A 13,855-nucleotide genomic window follows, 5' to 3' on the forward strand; every position below is an offset into this window, starting at 1 on the left:
GAATCAGATACCCCAAAGAATCTGCACGCCCCAGACGAAGAAAGTGAACATGGCAATGCCACACACCGCCTGGAACAGGAAACGAACGCCGGTAGCCCACTTGCCGATCGCCATGTTGGTCAGGTAGTCAGTGGAAATTGTCCACATACCAACCCACGCGTGCACACTCAGGGCAACCAGCGCCAACAGGCTGAAGATCCGCATCCAGTTGGCCGAAAACAGCTCATGCCACTGTGCATACCCCAAGTCCGGGTTCGCAATTAGGTACCCAAGCAGGAACAGAAAATAAGCCGCAAGAACCACTGCAGAAACGCGCTGTGCCATCCAGTCGTACAGACCCGAGCGCGAAAAGTTGGTGACATTGGTTACCATATCCACACTCCCGCCAGAACGATCAGCACCGCCGACACGGCGATTACGATTTTCGAGCCCAGCTTGCCGCCTTCCAGCGTCTCGCCATGCCCAGTGTCCATGATCAGGTGACGCACACCCGCCACCAGGTGATACAGCAGTGCGGACAGCAACGCCCAGCTCACCAGCTTGGCCAGCGGACTACCCAGGTACGCGCGAACATCCTCAAAGCCTTCTGGCGAAGACAACGAGGTATCGAGCGCAAGCAGCAGCAAGGCGACACCGACGAACAGGATGACACCGGATACACGGTGGAGAATCGACGTGTAAGCAGTGATGGGGAGTTTTATTGTCCTAAGATCTAGGTTTACAGGTCGTTGGCTTTTCACGGCTTTTTTTCACACTTGAGAGCCCCAGAGCGCAGGGCAAAGTTGTTGGGAAGAGTACGCAGCAGTACCCGCTACCCACGAGTGACAACCTACAGAATACTGCCTGTAAGGCCCCTGCCGGTCGGTGTCCGAGTATAAACAGTTAGGTCACTAATGACAATGTGGTGAAGTGCCACTAAAGGCTGATAGCAGCCCCTATATAAATGCCGTAAACAGTGCACCCAAGCTGTACGCATCCCCCTGCAGAGCCCTCTACGGCATGGGTTCACGCAAATTGACTTTGCGATTTATCACTCTATAGTGATGCGGGCCCTGCGTGGGGGGCCATGATGATTCCAAGCACAAAACAGGAGGCCATACATGGCTGACAAGAAAGCGCAGTTGATCATCGAGGGCGCTGCCCCCGTCGAACTGCCCGTTTTAACCGGTACCGTAGGGCCTGATGTAATAGACGTACGAAGCCTGACCTCCACGGGTCACTTCACCTTCGATCCCGGCTTCATGTCGACCGCCTCTTGCGAGTCCAAGATCACCTACATCGACGGCGACAAGGGCATCCTGCTGCACCGCGGCTATCCCATCGAGCAGCTGGCAGAGAAATCCGACTACCTGGAAACCTGCTACCTGCTGCTGAACGGCGAACTGCCTACCGCCGAGCAGAAGGCACAGTTCGTCAGCACCGTGAAGAACCACACCATGGTTCACGAGCAGCTGAAGTCCTTCCTTAATGGCTTCCGTCGTGACGCTCACCCCATGGCCATCATGTGCGGCGTAGTCGGCGCACTCTCTGCCTTCTACCACGACTCCCTAGACATCAACGACCCGCACCATCGCGAGATTTCCGCGGTGCGCCTGGTCGCGAAGATGCCGACCATTGCTGCAATGGTCTACAAGTACTCGATCGGTCAGCCGCTGATGTATCCGCGCAACGATCTGAGCTACTCGGAAAACTTCCTGCACATGATGTTCAACACTCCGTGCGAGATCAAACCGATCAGCCCGGTGCTGGCCAAGGCAATGGATCGCATCTTCATCCTGCATGCCGACCATGAGCAGAACGCCTCAACTTCCACCGTACGCCTCGCCGGCTCCACCGGTGCCAACCCGTTCGCCTGTATCGCGGCCGGCATCGCCGCTCTATGGGGACCGGCACACGGCGGCGCGAACGAAGCCGTACTCACCATGCTGGACGAGATCGGCGACGTATCGAACGTCGAGAAATTCCTGGCGAAGGCCAAGGACAAGAACGATCCGTTCAAGCTGATGGGCTTCGGGCATCGCGTCTACAAGAACTTCGACCCGCGCGCAAAGGTCATGAAGCAGACCTGCGACGAGGTGCTGGGCGAGCTGGGCATCAACGATCCGCAGCTGGATCTGGCCATGAAGCTGGAAGAGATTGCTCTCAACGATCCTTACTTCGCCGAGCGCAACCTGTATCCGAACGTGGACTTCTACTCGGGCATCATTCTCAAGGCTATCGGCATTCCGACCAGCATGTTCACCGTCATCTTTGCCTTGGCGCGTACTGTTGGCTGGATTTCCCACTGGAAGGAAATGATCGCCTCCGGCCAGAAGATCGGCCGCCCGCGGCAGCTGTATACCGGCCACACCAAGCGCGACCTGCCGCGCTAAGCGACAACCAGCGCAAAATAAGGCTGCCCTTGGGCAGCCTTTTTTATTCCCCCTGGGCCGACTGAATATTTATCCCTTCCATTCGATTCACTAAAGGTTGACACAGGTAAGCGATGGCCATCGAGCGCAATCAGCGATCTTCCGGCCTGACGTCATTGATCAGCTCTCAGCAGACATACCGGCGCAACCAGCAACTCATAGCCCGACGAGCAGTTGAATACGCAATCTTGGACTTAACAAGCACAGACTTGCCTACGCAGTCGCTTGCTCCAGCCAACCCAACAATCGAATCGCATCCCCCCTAGTTTCACCACAGCAAACAGGGTCCGCCGAAAAAGCCGAGCAGACAACCGGCCGCCGCGGATCGCCGAACAGCAAACAGAGAAAGTCAGCGCTTAATTGAATACAGCGCTCCCCAGCGCGCTTGCCATGAGGCATGCCAGGTATCGAGGAGCTAATGGAGGGCGCGATACAGCATGCACCGCAACCAGGGCGACAATCCATAAACTGCCACTCAGTGAAAAAACGGGCGCGATAATAATCCGGCCAAAGCAAAGACACCAGATGCGCCATTGCAGGCGACCGCAGGTGCAAATACGCTAGTGCGTCGCCATTTCGAGCCCACACCCATCATGCCTGTCTGGTTGCAAACCGCCGCCCTACTCTGCTGCTCCAACCTCTTCATGACCTTCGCCTGGTACGGCCACCTGAAGAGCCTGAACGGCAAACCCTGGCTGATCGCCGCACTGATCAGCTGGGGCATCGCCTTCTTCGAATACATGCTGATGGTGCCGGCTAACCGCATCGGCTATACCGAGCTGTCGATAGGCCAGCTAAAGATCATGCAGGAGGTGATCACGCTGATGGTGTTCGTGCCCTTCAGCGTGCTGTACATGCAGCAGCCATTGAAGCTGGACTATCTATGGGCAGGGCTTTGCATGGTCGGAGCGGTCTACTTCATTTTTCGCAGCTAGCACTTCTGCCAGGTGACGCCAGGCCTGGCGCTTGGGCATACTGGCGACCCTTTTCCCGACCCTGCAAAGGAATCCAAATGTTCAAGGTCAATGAGTACTTCGATGGCACCGTCAAATCCATCGCCTTCGACATGACTGAAGGCCCGGCCACGATCGGCGTCATGGCGCCAGGTGAATACGAGTTCGGCACCGCCCAACTGGAAGTCATGCACGTAGTTGCCGGCAGCCTGGACGTGAAACTGCCGGGTAGCGACGCCTGGGAAACCTTCGCCAGCGGCAGCCAGTTCACCGTACCAGCGAACAGCAAGTTTCAGCTGAAGGTGACGGTTGAAACCGCCTATCTGTGCGAGTACCGGTGAGGATTACAAGGCGCAAGGCGGAAAGTCTCCAGAGACTTTCCGCCACTGAGCTGCTTTCAGCCGAGTGTTTTGTACGCTTGATCCGCCCGCCTCGACTGATTGAGCTGAGCCAACTCACCAGCAATTCGCTCACGCTCTGCTCTCGCTACCTGTTGTAGATCCGCATACAAACTAGACAACGCACCAACCTGATCGCGGAGCTCAGAATCGCCCCAAGACTCCATCGCAACTATCTCTGCTACAAGTGCACGGCAGCGAGGATCAAGCTCGCTGACTGCACCCCAATCACGGCGTGACAGCGCGTCACGGAGCTCGACCTGAAGCACCTTGAGGGAGCCGATAAGCGTCATAAAAATACCTTGGCCTGGGTGACCCGAAGACCCTATTAGATGTTACGCGTACTGCTCAATGCCATCCCAGCCGGCCTTGACTTCCTGAAGCAAAGCCGCGACCTCTGTAAGCGCATCGGCATCATTGTTGCGGTTAGCTTCCGTCAGCCGCCTGATCATGTATTCATAGAGCCGGTCAAGATTCGCTGAAATCTCGCCGCCCACTTCATGATCAAGGGCCTCGCGCAAGCCACCAACGATGGAGATACTCTTGCCGATAAGCTCGCCCTTTTCGGCCAGCCGGCCAAATTGAATGGCACCCCTGGCCTGATATATGCGGTCTAGGCCGCCCTGCATGAGCATCTGTATCAAGCGATGGGGACTAGCCTCAGCAACCTGAGTCTGCACCCCAACACGTTGATACTGCTTCATTGCGGACATTGCGTTCATGGTGGGCTCCAAGCGTTTAGCGATACTGTTCAAGTTATCGACAAACAATCAAAGAGCTTTAGCAGCTTTTTCCAACACTTAAAGCAAAGCCTTGGCAGCCATCCGATCAATCTTTCTGCGTAACAAACCCAGGCATGCTGTCAAAAAGCTGCGTGAGGCTATCGCTTGTGCGAGTAAGCTGGGCCACCAGGGTATCCATCGCATTGAACTGCTTATATAAGCGCTCTTCCAGCGCCGCAATCCGCTTTGTTAATTCCGCTTTCTGCGTGTCGACCTTATCAATAGTCCCCTGCAATGCATCCGTTCTGGACTCCAATATTCCGCCAGCATCAGTATAGGGCTTCAGCCGAGCACCTAAGCGGCTCGCTAATCCATTGTCCCCAGTAAAGTAGGCGGCGACTTCTTCAAAATTCGAAGTAATCGCCTTGCTTACCTTGGCCGCATCCATTTCAAGAGTGCCGTCTTTCTTGGTAGTGATGCCCATGTCAGCCAAGGCTCGTATCGCTCCCTCCCCCTGAGGCGACACCAGCTCTGATCGAATGGTGTTGATCAGCGAACGAACAGAGCTATCACCCACCAAAGCCCCGGTCACCGGCGCATCGGTTTCAGTAACCGTGGTGACCTTGGTCTCGGTATTTATAAGGCTCATTAAGGTGTTGTAAGCATCAACGAACTTTTTGACGTTGCCCTGCACGCCGGCCTCGTCGCGAGTAATCGTCACGCTACTGCTACCCTCAGACTTGAGCTCAAAACTGACGCCACTGACCACATCATCGACACTATTGCTCTCTCGGGTAACAGAAAGGCCGTCGATTGTGAACTTCGCACTCTGTGCAACAGCAAGCGTCTTGGCCGAGCTCGGGTCAGCAATCTGGGCGTCATACGTGGCCTTGGCCTCGATATACGCCGGGTCTGTTTCTCCAGAGTAGTCAGCTAAATTAGGGGGGGCGCTATACGTTAATGCTCCGAGCGAAACGTTGCCTTCTGCTGGGTCGGCATCCGCCCCCACGACGGAAATGTCGTTGCCATCACCCGTCTTGCTGCTGCTCAACACGAGACGGGAGCCTTGGTCGTCGGTGATGATGGTTGCACTGACGCCCGCGCTTGCGCCTGCCTTGTTTATGGCATCACGAATGCCCGCCAACGTGTTATTAGTCGAGTCGACTGTGATATCGAGTGCGGTCGAGCCGCCCACCTTGATACTCAAGGTGCCCGCGTTCAGCTTGGTTTCTTCATCAGCAGGTATCGCAGCCAAGGCGACCTTGCTGCTACTTGCCAGTTTTTCGACTTCCAGCTTATAGCTTCCCGCCACAGCGCTTTGGCTGGCCGTCGCGGTTGCCACATTGCTTTCAGAAGAGGACGCCTTACGCGCCAGGAATGAAGAGGGACTGTTGAGGGTGGACAACGCCGTTTGGAAATTGCTGATCGCACCTTTCAGCTGCCCTAGCGAGGTCAGCTGGGTAGTCGTCTTGGCTTCCAGACGCTTCAGCTGACCTTCCTTCGGCGCCTGCTCGGCTGATGAAATGGCCTTAACCATCGCATCGATATCCATACCGGATCCGATGCCTGTGATACCCGCCATATGCCACCTCGTCAAAAATTTGCCTGAAGGCCAGGCTGAGCTGGCGATTCAGGAAGTCCATCCAATAATCGTGCCTTAGGCTTCAGCCTTGAACAGCAAGCTACGCATGTCCTCAAGCCGCTCGGAAAGTCGCAAAAGATCCTCGGATGGTATCTGGCGTATCAGCTTGCCTGACTCGCCATCCATGACCTTCACAACAACCTGCCCGCTAGAATCATCCACGCTGAAATCAAGATTGCGCTGCAGGTCATACACGATGGTCTTGAACTTCTCCACTGCCGAGGTTGCACTCTCAGAAGCGGAAACCGATTGCTCCTTAGCCTTAGCACCACCAGTCGGCGCAGTTTCACCGGAAGCGTTAGGGCTCAGCGACGGCATCTCGCGCCTAAATGTATTTGGCTGCGATAAAGAAGTGAGATTTACCGTTTCCATATCTAATACCTCACAACGCAAAAAGGAGGAAGGAGCCTAAACTCCCTCCCCCTGTTAGCCAGACGGCTTTTGCCTTACTGGAGCAGCGACAGTACAGACTGTGGCAGCTGCTTGGCCTGGGCCAGGATGGCGGTACCAGCCTGTTGCAGCACCTGGTTCTTCGACAGGTTCGCGGTCTCCGCAGCGTAGTCGGTATCCATGATCCGGCTGCGAGCGGCCGAAGCATTTTCCGAGATGTTCTGCAGGTTGTTGATGGTGTTGTCAAAGCGGTTCTGCACCGCACCGAGGTCGGCGCGCTGGGCGTCGATAGCAGCCAAGGCACTGTCGACAACAGCCAGGGCCTGCTGAGCGCCAGCGGCGGTCGAAATATCGACATTACCAATATTTGACAGCTCGGATTTTCCAGCCGAGAACAGCTCGGTAGTAGTACCAGTCACCGCATAGGACGTAGGCGAGTTGACCTGAACGTAGCCCACTACGGTACCACCAGCGGCTGCAAGTTCCTCCTCAGAACCAAGCTCCCCATCGGAGCCCTGGACCTTGACCTTGATCTCACCATCGGCAGCGTTGGCGACACCATCCTGAGCTTTCACCGCGCCAAATCCAACATTCTCCCCAGTACTGGACGTGATGGTCAGCACACCGTCTTTGTCCAGGTTTGCCGTCACACCCAGCTTCGAGGCATTCGAGTTGATCTGGTCAGCCAGATCGGCAGTCGAGGTCACCCCTACAAGGGAAACCGTCTCATCGCCCACTGTCAGATCGAAATTCAGGGCAGTGGAGGTGTCGAGATCCACCTCGGCCGTGAACACGGTGCGAGCAGTCGCTGTCATGCCGGGGATAGCCCCATCGAACTTGGCTGCGATGGTCTTGGCGCTATCGGTGGTTTCGATCTCGATTTCTTTTTCTTGACCGCCGCCTACTACATTGAGCGTCTGCGCCGTAAATGCAGCGGCGGGAGCAGCGGGAACAGCAGTTCCTGATCCCCCAGTAGTAGCAGCAGTAGCGACCTCAGCCGAAAGCGATGCTGTAACACTGCTAGCGCCGCTATTCAATTGGAAAGCGCCAATCTTGTTGGAAGCAGCGCTCTTCAGGCTGACATCAATGGTTTCGTAGGCGTTGGAACCGACTTGGAAGCTAGAAGTACCAAACGAACCATCCAGCAGCTTGCGGCCACCGAAGGTGGTGGTTTCGGCAATACGGGTCAGCTCGGCCTGCTGAGCAGACACTTCCTTCTGCAGTGCAGCGCGGTCCGCATCGCTGTTGGAGCCGTTGGCCGACTGGATTGCCAGGTCACGAATACGCTGCAGGATGTTGGTGGATTGCTGCAGGGCACCTTCCGCAGTTTGCGACAGCGAGATACCGTCGTTGGCGTTGCGGGTCGCCACGTTCAGGCCGCTGATCTGGTTGGTCAGACGGTTGGAAATCTGCAGGCCCGCGGCATCGTCCTTGGCACTGTTGATCCGGCTACCGGTGGACAGGCGCTGCATGGAGGTGTTCAGGGAGTTGGACGTGTTGTTGATGTTGCGCTGGGTATTCAGCGACGGGATGTTGGTATTGACGGTAAGAGCCATGATGAGCCTCCAAGGGCGCTGGTTACTTTGGTTTGCCTGAGCGTGCGACTCCGGGCCGGCTGTGCCCAGGCACCCATCGAGTTCGCATTCGATTAGCTTATCGGCGTCGTTCCGGGGAGCTTTAGAGGCAGATGGAAAATAATTTGCGCATCCTGCCAATACCTTGTACGACACCGGCGGCCCCGACCCAACGAGCCCGCTCGCAAAGGTTTTCGATCGTTCAGCAGTAAACTTTAACCCTGTCCCACATCTGTTGTAGGGGGGCCTTGGCCGCGAAAAAATCGTTGCCGCCCTATCGCGGCCAAGGCCCCTCCTACACCTGAAGCATCAGGCGGGCACCAGGGAGGTCGTCTCATAAACCGTGCAGCATGCCCGACCTTGCGGGCCGCTTGCGCCAGCCCCTCAACCTCCTGCATGGTACGTCTCATTTTCCTAGTGCCCAGGAATCCCAGATGGCTCACCGGAACGACAAGCAGATACAACGAACCATTCAGGCACTTATAAAGGCCGAGCAAACAGATAATCTCGATGCGCAGATACGGGGCTACCTGGCACTCACGCGACTCATGCCCGAGCCAGCGGTTGCCCATGCACGCGCAGCCTGCCTATTGCAACGACAAGGCCGGGAACAGGAAGCTGTGCAACATTGCCAGCGCGCCTTGGCATTCCCTCAGAGCGATGAAGTGGATGCACTCATCTTCCCTCTCATGGCGCAGCGAGCTGACATTCTCCAAAACGAACTGGTGCGAATCCGCACTTGGCACTCACAACACCCCAACCAGCATCGCTGTCAGTTGCTGGCACTGTCACTGATTCGACAGGAATACTTCAACGAAGCGGAAGAGCTGATCACTGCCGCACTTGAGACTGCTGCCCTCCAAGCAATACCCCAAGACGGACTGTTACTGATATTGGCACATATCTATTACTGCCAGAACCGCTTTCACGAAAGCCTCGCCTGCTGCCAAATTGTACTGGAAAGCTTTCCAGATTCACGAGATGGCCATTATGCAATGGCCCAAAGCCACAATAAGCTAGGCCAGTATAACCAAGCCATCGCGCATTATTATGAAGTACTGAAAAACAACCCTGAAGATATAGACACACACCACAGCCTCGCACACCTAATGCTGAAAACTGGAAATCTCCAGAAAGGCTGGGAACACTGGGAATGGCGCTGGGCAAAATCCATCGAGAACCAGATCCAGAACTTCAATATCCCCGAATGGAACGGTGAGCCACTCGAAGGGAAGAGACTGCTTGTCTGGACTGAGCAAGGCATAGGCGATCAGATAATGTTTGCCAGCACACTGCCAGACCTCTGCAAATTGACTCCACACATTGCCTGGGAATGTAACGCACGACTAGTACCGCTATTTAGCCGAAGCTGGCCAGAGGTAAACTTCATCGCACAGTCAATCTCCAAGACAGGAAAGCCAATAGTAAAGCTATGGCCAACATCAGATTACCATATCCCGGCAGGCAGCCTGTGCAAGATATTACGTAATGATGCCAGCAAATTCCCTCGACAAGAAAGCTTCCTTCAAGCCTCTAACTCAGAGGTAAGAAGAATCAGAAAAACCTATAAAGATCTCTTTCCAGGAAAACTACTCGTGGGTATCTCATGGCGTGGCGGCACGGGCGTGGGAACCAACAAATATGCACGCACCCTAAACCCTGTTGAAATGCACCCAATAAAAACGCTTAAAAACGTTCAATTTATTGATTTGCAGTATGGAAATACATTAGAAGATCGAGCAGCTATGGAGACGTTCGGCCTAGAAATTTATCACGATTCTGAAATCGACCCCTTGCTGAGTCTGGACCTGCAGGCGGCACAAATCTCCGCGCTCGACCTGGTGCTTACAGTCGATAATACGACCGTACATCTTGCCGGGGCGCTGGGCACCCCTACCTATCTCCTGTTATCCACAGACCCAGATTGGCGCTGGGGGTTGGATCAGAACGAGAGCTATTGGTATCCATCCGTAAAGTTCATTCGCAACCCAAACCCAAGTAATTGGATGAGCGCCATAGACGAGGCCGTCGACTTGATTTCCGGGATCAGCCCATGACATACGGGCTTTTCTCAAGAGATAGGTCTCAGACCTCTACAACCACTCCTCCCTCCCCCAGGAACCTGCCCACTATTCGATATGAGCCCCCATGCACCGGTGGCGGCAATCTGTAATTCGTCCCGCCCCAGGCACACTCCAATATTTCGGCATTCGCCCCTTGAGATACTGGAAAAGGAAAAAAACCTTTCAACACTTCGAACGGATCCAGTCGATAAAAACCCTGAATATCAGCACCGGACCCTGCGCGCCGATAAGCAGAATCTATATCTGCCTTACGCTTTCTAACAATACAGCCAAGCTCGAAATTCTGTAAAAAAGCAGCTGAAGAACAATCAAAGCCAGCAAGAATCAAGTTGTAACATAGCAACCCGGCATTCCAACTTGTCAGGTGGCCGGCTATCAGGCGCTCCCGGGGGTGCACAGGCACAACAATTACCAGAATCCCATCATCTTTCAGGCAACTGAAAATTTTCTCCAGAAAAACACCCACGTTTCTTTGATGCTCAAGGACATGAGAGCACCAAATAACATCAAACTCACGATCGAATTCAATCTCCAAGAAGTCCCCAACATAATCAGCATCCTTGTTCAAATCAACTGTAAAAACCCGCTTTCCGAACATCTCAAAGAACTTCTTCTGCAGCCCATCGCCAGAACCGATATCAAGCATAGTCTGGAATTGGTAATCGCTAACAAGCTTGAGCGCCGAATGAAGCCCCCAATCAAGTCGCACCTCCTTTATCGCCCCCATCTTTCACCCCCTCTACTTAACAGAATCCGATAAAACCACAAAAAATCCAAATATAGCGAACTTGTAATCATATCTCATAGATACCTTAGCGCATTTGAAAGGAAATTTACAGATGCCTGTATGAATTACAGTAAACCTACATTTTAGAGCAGTGCAACTTACACTGCACGAACAACTAGCGCCTCCAACAAGGCCACTGATACAATCTAACGCCGGAAAACTTCTCGACTTTCAGCAATGATGCATACCAAGTTCTATTTCATCAGTTGAAATAGATTTTCTCATCGAGCTATACATCCTTGACCATCTACTGGACTAGGTGAATTTCCAATATCGCTAGATACTCAAGAAACTCCGCTTCATTCCACACAGGCACCTCCAGTTCATTTGCCTTAGCAAGCTTCGAACCCGCGCCAGGCCCCGCCACCACGCAGGACGTTTTGGCCGACACGGAACCGGCAACCTTGGCCCCCAACGCCTCCAGCCGCGCCTTGCCCTCGTCGCGGCTCATTGCTACGAGTGTGCCGGTCAGCACCCAGGTCTGCCCGGCCAGCGGCAGACCTTCCGCGGACTTCCGTTCGCTCTCCCAATGCATACCGAATTCCCGCAACTGCGCTTCGATAGCGCGGGCGCGTTCGGTGTTTTCAGGTTTGTCGAAGTAATCGCGTAGCGAGCGTGCGGCCTTTTCGGTGAGGCGTTCAACCTGGCGCAGGTCGAGCCAATCGGCGGCGATGATCGCGTCCAGGCTGCCGAAACGTTCTGCCAGGCGCTGGGCGCCGGTGCGGGCGATATAGGGAATATTGAGCCGGTCGAGCAGATCGGCCGGTGTCGCGCAGGCGGCGAATTCCGGATGGACGTCGCCCTCCTCCTGCGGTTCTACGCCACGCTCACGCAGCAGCGCAATGACCGTGCGGTTATGTTCGTCCTCGAAGAAGCTGTGGATCTCATGAGCGACTTCCAGGCCGACATCGGGCAGGTAGACGAGCACGTCGGGCAGCGCTCGACCTATGCGATCCAAGGAGCCCAGCGCCCGTGCCAGCAACTTGGCGGTTTCCTCGCCGACGTCGGGTATGCCGAGGGCGTAGACGAAACGCGCGAGGCTCGGTTTGCGGCTGGCGTCGATGGCGTTGAGCAGGTTGCGCGTGGATATCTCGGCAAAACCTTCCAAGTCGATGACCTGCTCATGGGTGAGGCAGTAGAGATCCGCTGGCGATTTGACCAACCCCCTGTCGACCAGCTGCTCGACGATCTTGTCGCCCAGGCCGTCGATATCCATCGCTCGGCGCGATACGAAATGGATGATCGCCTGCTTAAGCTGCGCCTGACAGGCCAGCCGGCCGACGCAACGGTAGATCGAGCCTTCGCTCACCGACTCACGCCCCTTGCTGCGCTTGATCAGCTGGGTGCGCTCCACGGCAGAACCGCACACCGGGCACTGCTCCGGCACATGCACGGCGCGCGCGTCGGCCGGGCGGCGTTCGGCGATTACGCCGAGAATCTGGGGAATCACGTCGCCTGCACGTCGCACGATCACCGTATCGCCGATCATCACGCCCAGGCGCGCCACTTCGTCCATGTTGTGCAGCGTCGCGTTGGAAACCGTAACGCCCGCCACCTGCACCGGCTTCAACCGGGCGACCGGGGTGATCGCGCCGGTACGGCCGACCTGGAACTCTACATCGAGCAGCTCGGTGATTTCTTCCCGCGCGGGAAACTTGTGTGCGATGGCCCAGCGCGGCTCCCGCGCACGGAAGCCCAGTTCACGCTGCTGCGCGACCGCGTTGACCTTGAACACCACACCGTCAATCTCATACGGCAGCGCGTCGCGCTTTTCACCGATGGCGTCGTAGTAAGCCCGGCATTCGGCCACGCCCCTGGCCAGTTTCAGCTCACGACTGATGGGCAGGCCCCAGCTTTTCAGCGCTTCGAGGATACCGATGTGCGTGCCCGGCAGCTCGCCGTCGCTACGTCCGACACCATATGCACACAGCTCAAGCGGACGACTTGCGGTGATCTTCGAATCCAGCTGGCGCAGGCTTCCAGCAGCGGCGTTGCGGGGATTGGCGAAGGGTTTGCCGCCGCTTTCCAGCTGCCGCGCATTCAGCGCTTCGAACCCCGCCTTGGGCATGTAGATTTCGCCGCGCACCTCGAGTACCGCAGGCCAGCCACTGCCATGCAGTTTCAATGGAATGTTGCGTACGGTGCGCACGTTGGCGCTGATGTCCTCACCCGTGCTGCCATCACCCCGTGTGGCGCCGCGCACCAGATGGCCGTTCTCATACAGCAGGCTGACCGCCAGGCCGTCCAGCTTGGGTTCGCAGCTGTACTCGACCACAGCGCCATCGCTGAACAGGTCGCCCGCCGGCAAATCCAGTCCTTCGCGCACACGACGATCGAAGTCGAGCAGATCCTGCTCATCGAAGGCGTTGCCCAGGCTCAGCATCGGCACTTCGTGGCGTACCTGACCGAATGCCGCGAGCGCCGCTCCTCCAACCCGCTGGGTTGGCGACTCAGGCGTCACCAGTTCCGGGTGCTCTGCTTCGAGCGCCTTGAGCTCGTTAAACAGGCGGTCGTACTCGGCGTCAGGAACGCTCGGCTCGTCGAGCACGTAGTAGCGATAATTGTGGGCGTCAATTTCGCCGCGCAGTTCGGCGATGCGCTCGGCGGCGGTTTGGGCGGAAGGCATAAGACGGAGCCGTGGCTGGGGCTGTGCTGATTCAGACCGTATCAGCGCGCCTTGGTTGATAGTGAGGCGTCGGATTCTAGCCGAATGCGCAATCGAAGGCAGGTTCGCGGCTTTGGCTAGTCGGAGGCTGGAAGCGCAGCGGGACGGCCTCAGCCATCCCGAATCAAACTGCTCACTGATGGACAGAGGCGGAGCGCGCCCGTCAATGGAATGCCTGCACTGGAGACAGGAGCATGAGACGGCGCGAGCAATCCACGTCTGCTAACAC

The 13,855-nt window shown here is 56.1% G+C and carries 14 protein-coding genes; 4 read left to right on the forward strand and 10 right to left on the reverse strand.

The genetic code is table 11. The annotated features are described in order from the left end of the window. Positions 1–3: 3 nt before the first annotated feature. Positions 4–372 carry a succinate dehydrogenase, hydrophobic membrane anchor protein gene (sdhD, locus tag LLJ08_RS11950; RefSeq protein ID WP_228207108.1) on the reverse strand — a complete coding sequence of 123 codons (369 nt, stop codon included), beginning with the start codon at positions 370–372 and terminating at the stop codon, positions 4–6. After that, entirely contained in the window at positions 366–740 is a 375-nt protein-coding gene (gene sdhC, locus LLJ08_RS11955; protein WP_228207109.1) for a succinate dehydrogenase, cytochrome b556 subunit, read from the reverse strand. Before sdhC ends, sdhD begins: the two co-directional genes overlap by 7 nt. Positions 741–1,100: 360 nt before the next feature. Here sdhC and gltA point away from each other — a divergent pair, with 360 nt between their 5' ends. After that, entirely contained in the window at positions 1,101–2,372 is a 1,272-nt protein-coding gene (gene gltA, locus LLJ08_RS11960) for a citrate synthase (protein WP_003294794.1), read from the forward strand. A 252-nt stretch (positions 2,373–2,624) separates the two neighbouring features. On the opposite strand, the gene LLJ08_RS11965 is transcribed toward gltA, so the two are convergent. Beyond that, positions 2,625–2,876: a YkgJ family cysteine cluster protein gene (locus LLJ08_RS11965; protein WP_228208937.1), complete on the reverse strand. Its 252-nt coding sequence runs from the start codon at positions 2,874–2,876 to the stop codon at positions 2,625–2,627. 128 nt (positions 2,877–3,004) lie between these two features. Here LLJ08_RS11965 and LLJ08_RS11970 point away from each other — a divergent pair, with 128 nt between their 5' ends. Both LLJ08_RS11970 and ppnP read left to right on the forward strand, forming a co-directional pair. Beyond that, positions 3,005–3,346 (forward strand): DMT family protein, encoded by a 342-nt coding sequence (locus tag LLJ08_RS11970; RefSeq protein ID WP_003285450.1) that lies wholly within the window; start codon positions 3,005–3,007, stop codon positions 3,344–3,346. Between the two features lie 77 nt (positions 3,347–3,423). Beyond that, the gene (gene ppnP / locus LLJ08_RS11975) at positions 3,424–3,705 is read left to right on the forward strand and encodes a pyrimidine/purine nucleoside phosphorylase (protein ID WP_179484315.1); all 282 of its coding nucleotides are present in this window, start codon (positions 3,424–3,426) and stop codon (positions 3,703–3,705) included. A gap of 56 nt (positions 3,706–3,761) precedes the next feature. On the opposite strand, the gene fliT is transcribed toward ppnP, so the two are convergent. The 5 genes from fliT to LLJ08_RS12000 form a co-directional block, all read right to left on the reverse strand. Beyond that, entirely contained in the window at positions 3,762–4,055 is a 294-nt protein-coding gene (gene fliT, locus LLJ08_RS11980) for a flagellar protein FliT (protein ID WP_228207110.1), read from the reverse strand. Positions 4,056–4,097: 42 nt separating this feature from the next. After that, entirely contained in the window at positions 4,098–4,484 is a 387-nt protein-coding gene (gene fliS, locus LLJ08_RS11985; protein WP_228207111.1) for a flagellar export chaperone FliS, read from the reverse strand. 106 nt (positions 4,485–4,590) lie between these two features. Further along, positions 4,591–6,036 (reverse strand): flagellar filament capping protein FliD, encoded by a 1,446-nt coding sequence (gene fliD / locus LLJ08_RS11990; protein ID WP_336512811.1) that lies wholly within the window; start codon positions 6,034–6,036, stop codon positions 4,591–4,593. A gap of 105 nt (positions 6,037–6,141) precedes the next feature. Next, on the reverse strand, positions 6,142–6,498 hold the full coding sequence (locus LLJ08_RS11995) for a flagellar protein FlaG (RefSeq protein ID WP_228207113.1): 357 nt from the start codon (positions 6,496–6,498) through the stop codon (positions 6,142–6,144). A gap of 74 nt (positions 6,499–6,572) precedes the next feature. Then, positions 6,573–8,072 carry a flagellin gene (locus tag LLJ08_RS12000; protein ID WP_228207114.1) on the reverse strand — a complete coding sequence of 500 codons (1,500 nt, stop codon included), beginning with the start codon at positions 8,070–8,072 and terminating at the stop codon, positions 6,573–6,575. Between the two features lie 452 nt (positions 8,073–8,524). Here LLJ08_RS12000 and LLJ08_RS12005 point away from each other — a divergent pair, with 452 nt between their 5' ends. Continuing rightward, the gene (locus LLJ08_RS12005) at positions 8,525–10,147 is read left to right on the forward strand and encodes a tetratricopeptide repeat protein (RefSeq protein ID WP_228207115.1); all 1,623 of its coding nucleotides are present in this window, start codon (positions 8,525–8,527) and stop codon (positions 10,145–10,147) included. Between the two features lie 28 nt (positions 10,148–10,175). Here the strand turns inward: LLJ08_RS12005 and LLJ08_RS12010 are convergent, their stop codons facing one another. After that, complete coding sequence (locus tag LLJ08_RS12010) at positions 10,176–10,901, reverse strand: class I SAM-dependent methyltransferase (protein ID WP_228207116.1); 726 nt, start codon at positions 10,899–10,901, stop codon at positions 10,176–10,178. A 307-nt stretch (positions 10,902–11,208) separates the two neighbouring features. Continuing rightward, positions 11,209–13,587 (reverse strand): NAD-dependent DNA ligase LigA, encoded by a 2,379-nt coding sequence (gene ligA / locus LLJ08_RS12015; RefSeq protein ID WP_228207117.1) that lies wholly within the window; start codon positions 13,585–13,587, stop codon positions 11,209–11,211. Positions 13,588–13,855: the final 268 nt, after the last annotated feature.

The sequence above is a fragment of the Stutzerimonas chloritidismutans genome (assembly GCF_020783375.1).
GTDB classification, from domain to species: Bacteria; Pseudomonadota; Gammaproteobacteria; order Pseudomonadales; family Pseudomonadaceae; genus Stutzerimonas; species Stutzerimonas kunmingensis.

What these genes read in the sequence shown, in the direction of transcription:
- LLJ08_RS12000 (WP_228207114.1), bottom strand. Translation starts at nt 8,072, where the DNA reads ATGGCTCTTACCGTCAATACCAACATCCCGTCGCTGAATACCCAGCGC.
- LLJ08_RS11970 (WP_003285450.1), top strand. Translation starts at nt 3,005, where the DNA reads ATGCCTGTCTGGTTGCAAACCGCCGCCCTACTCTGCTGCTCCAACCTC.
- LLJ08_RS12005 (WP_228207115.1), top strand. Translation starts at nt 8,525, where the DNA reads ATGGCTCACCGGAACGACAAGCAGATACAACGAACCATTCAGGCACTT.
- LLJ08_RS11995 (WP_228207113.1), bottom strand. Translation starts at nt 6,498, where the DNA reads ATGGAAACGGTAAATCTCACTTCTTTATCGCAGCCAAATACATTTAGG.
- LLJ08_RS11965 (WP_228208937.1), bottom strand. Translation starts at nt 2,876, where the DNA reads ATGGATTGTCGCCCTGGTTGCGGTGCATGCTGTATCGCGCCCTCCATT.
- fliS (WP_228207111.1), bottom strand. Translation starts at nt 4,484, where the DNA reads ATGAACGCAATGTCCGCAATGAAGCAGTATCAACGTGTTGGGGTGCAG.
- fliT (WP_228207110.1), bottom strand. Translation starts at nt 4,055, where the DNA reads ATGACGCTTATCGGCTCCCTCAAGGTGCTTCAGGTCGAGCTCCGTGAC.
- fliD (WP_336512811.1), bottom strand. Translation starts at nt 6,036, where the DNA reads ATGGATATCGATGCGATGGTTAAGGCCATTTCATCAGCCGAGCAGGCG.
- gltA (WP_003294794.1), top strand. Translation starts at nt 1,101, where the DNA reads ATGGCTGACAAGAAAGCGCAGTTGATCATCGAGGGCGCTGCCCCCGTC.
- ppnP (WP_179484315.1), top strand. Translation starts at nt 3,424, where the DNA reads ATGTTCAAGGTCAATGAGTACTTCGATGGCACCGTCAAATCCATCGCC.
- LLJ08_RS12010 (WP_228207116.1), bottom strand. Translation starts at nt 10,901, where the DNA reads ATGGGGGCGATAAAGGAGGTGCGACTTGATTGGGGGCTTCATTCGGCG.
- ligA (WP_228207117.1), bottom strand. Translation starts at nt 13,587, where the DNA reads ATGCCTTCCGCCCAAACCGCCGCCGAGCGCATCGCCGAACTGCGCGGC.
- sdhD (WP_228207108.1), bottom strand. Translation starts at nt 372, where the DNA reads ATGGTAACCAATGTCACCAACTTTTCGCGCTCGGGTCTGTACGACTGG.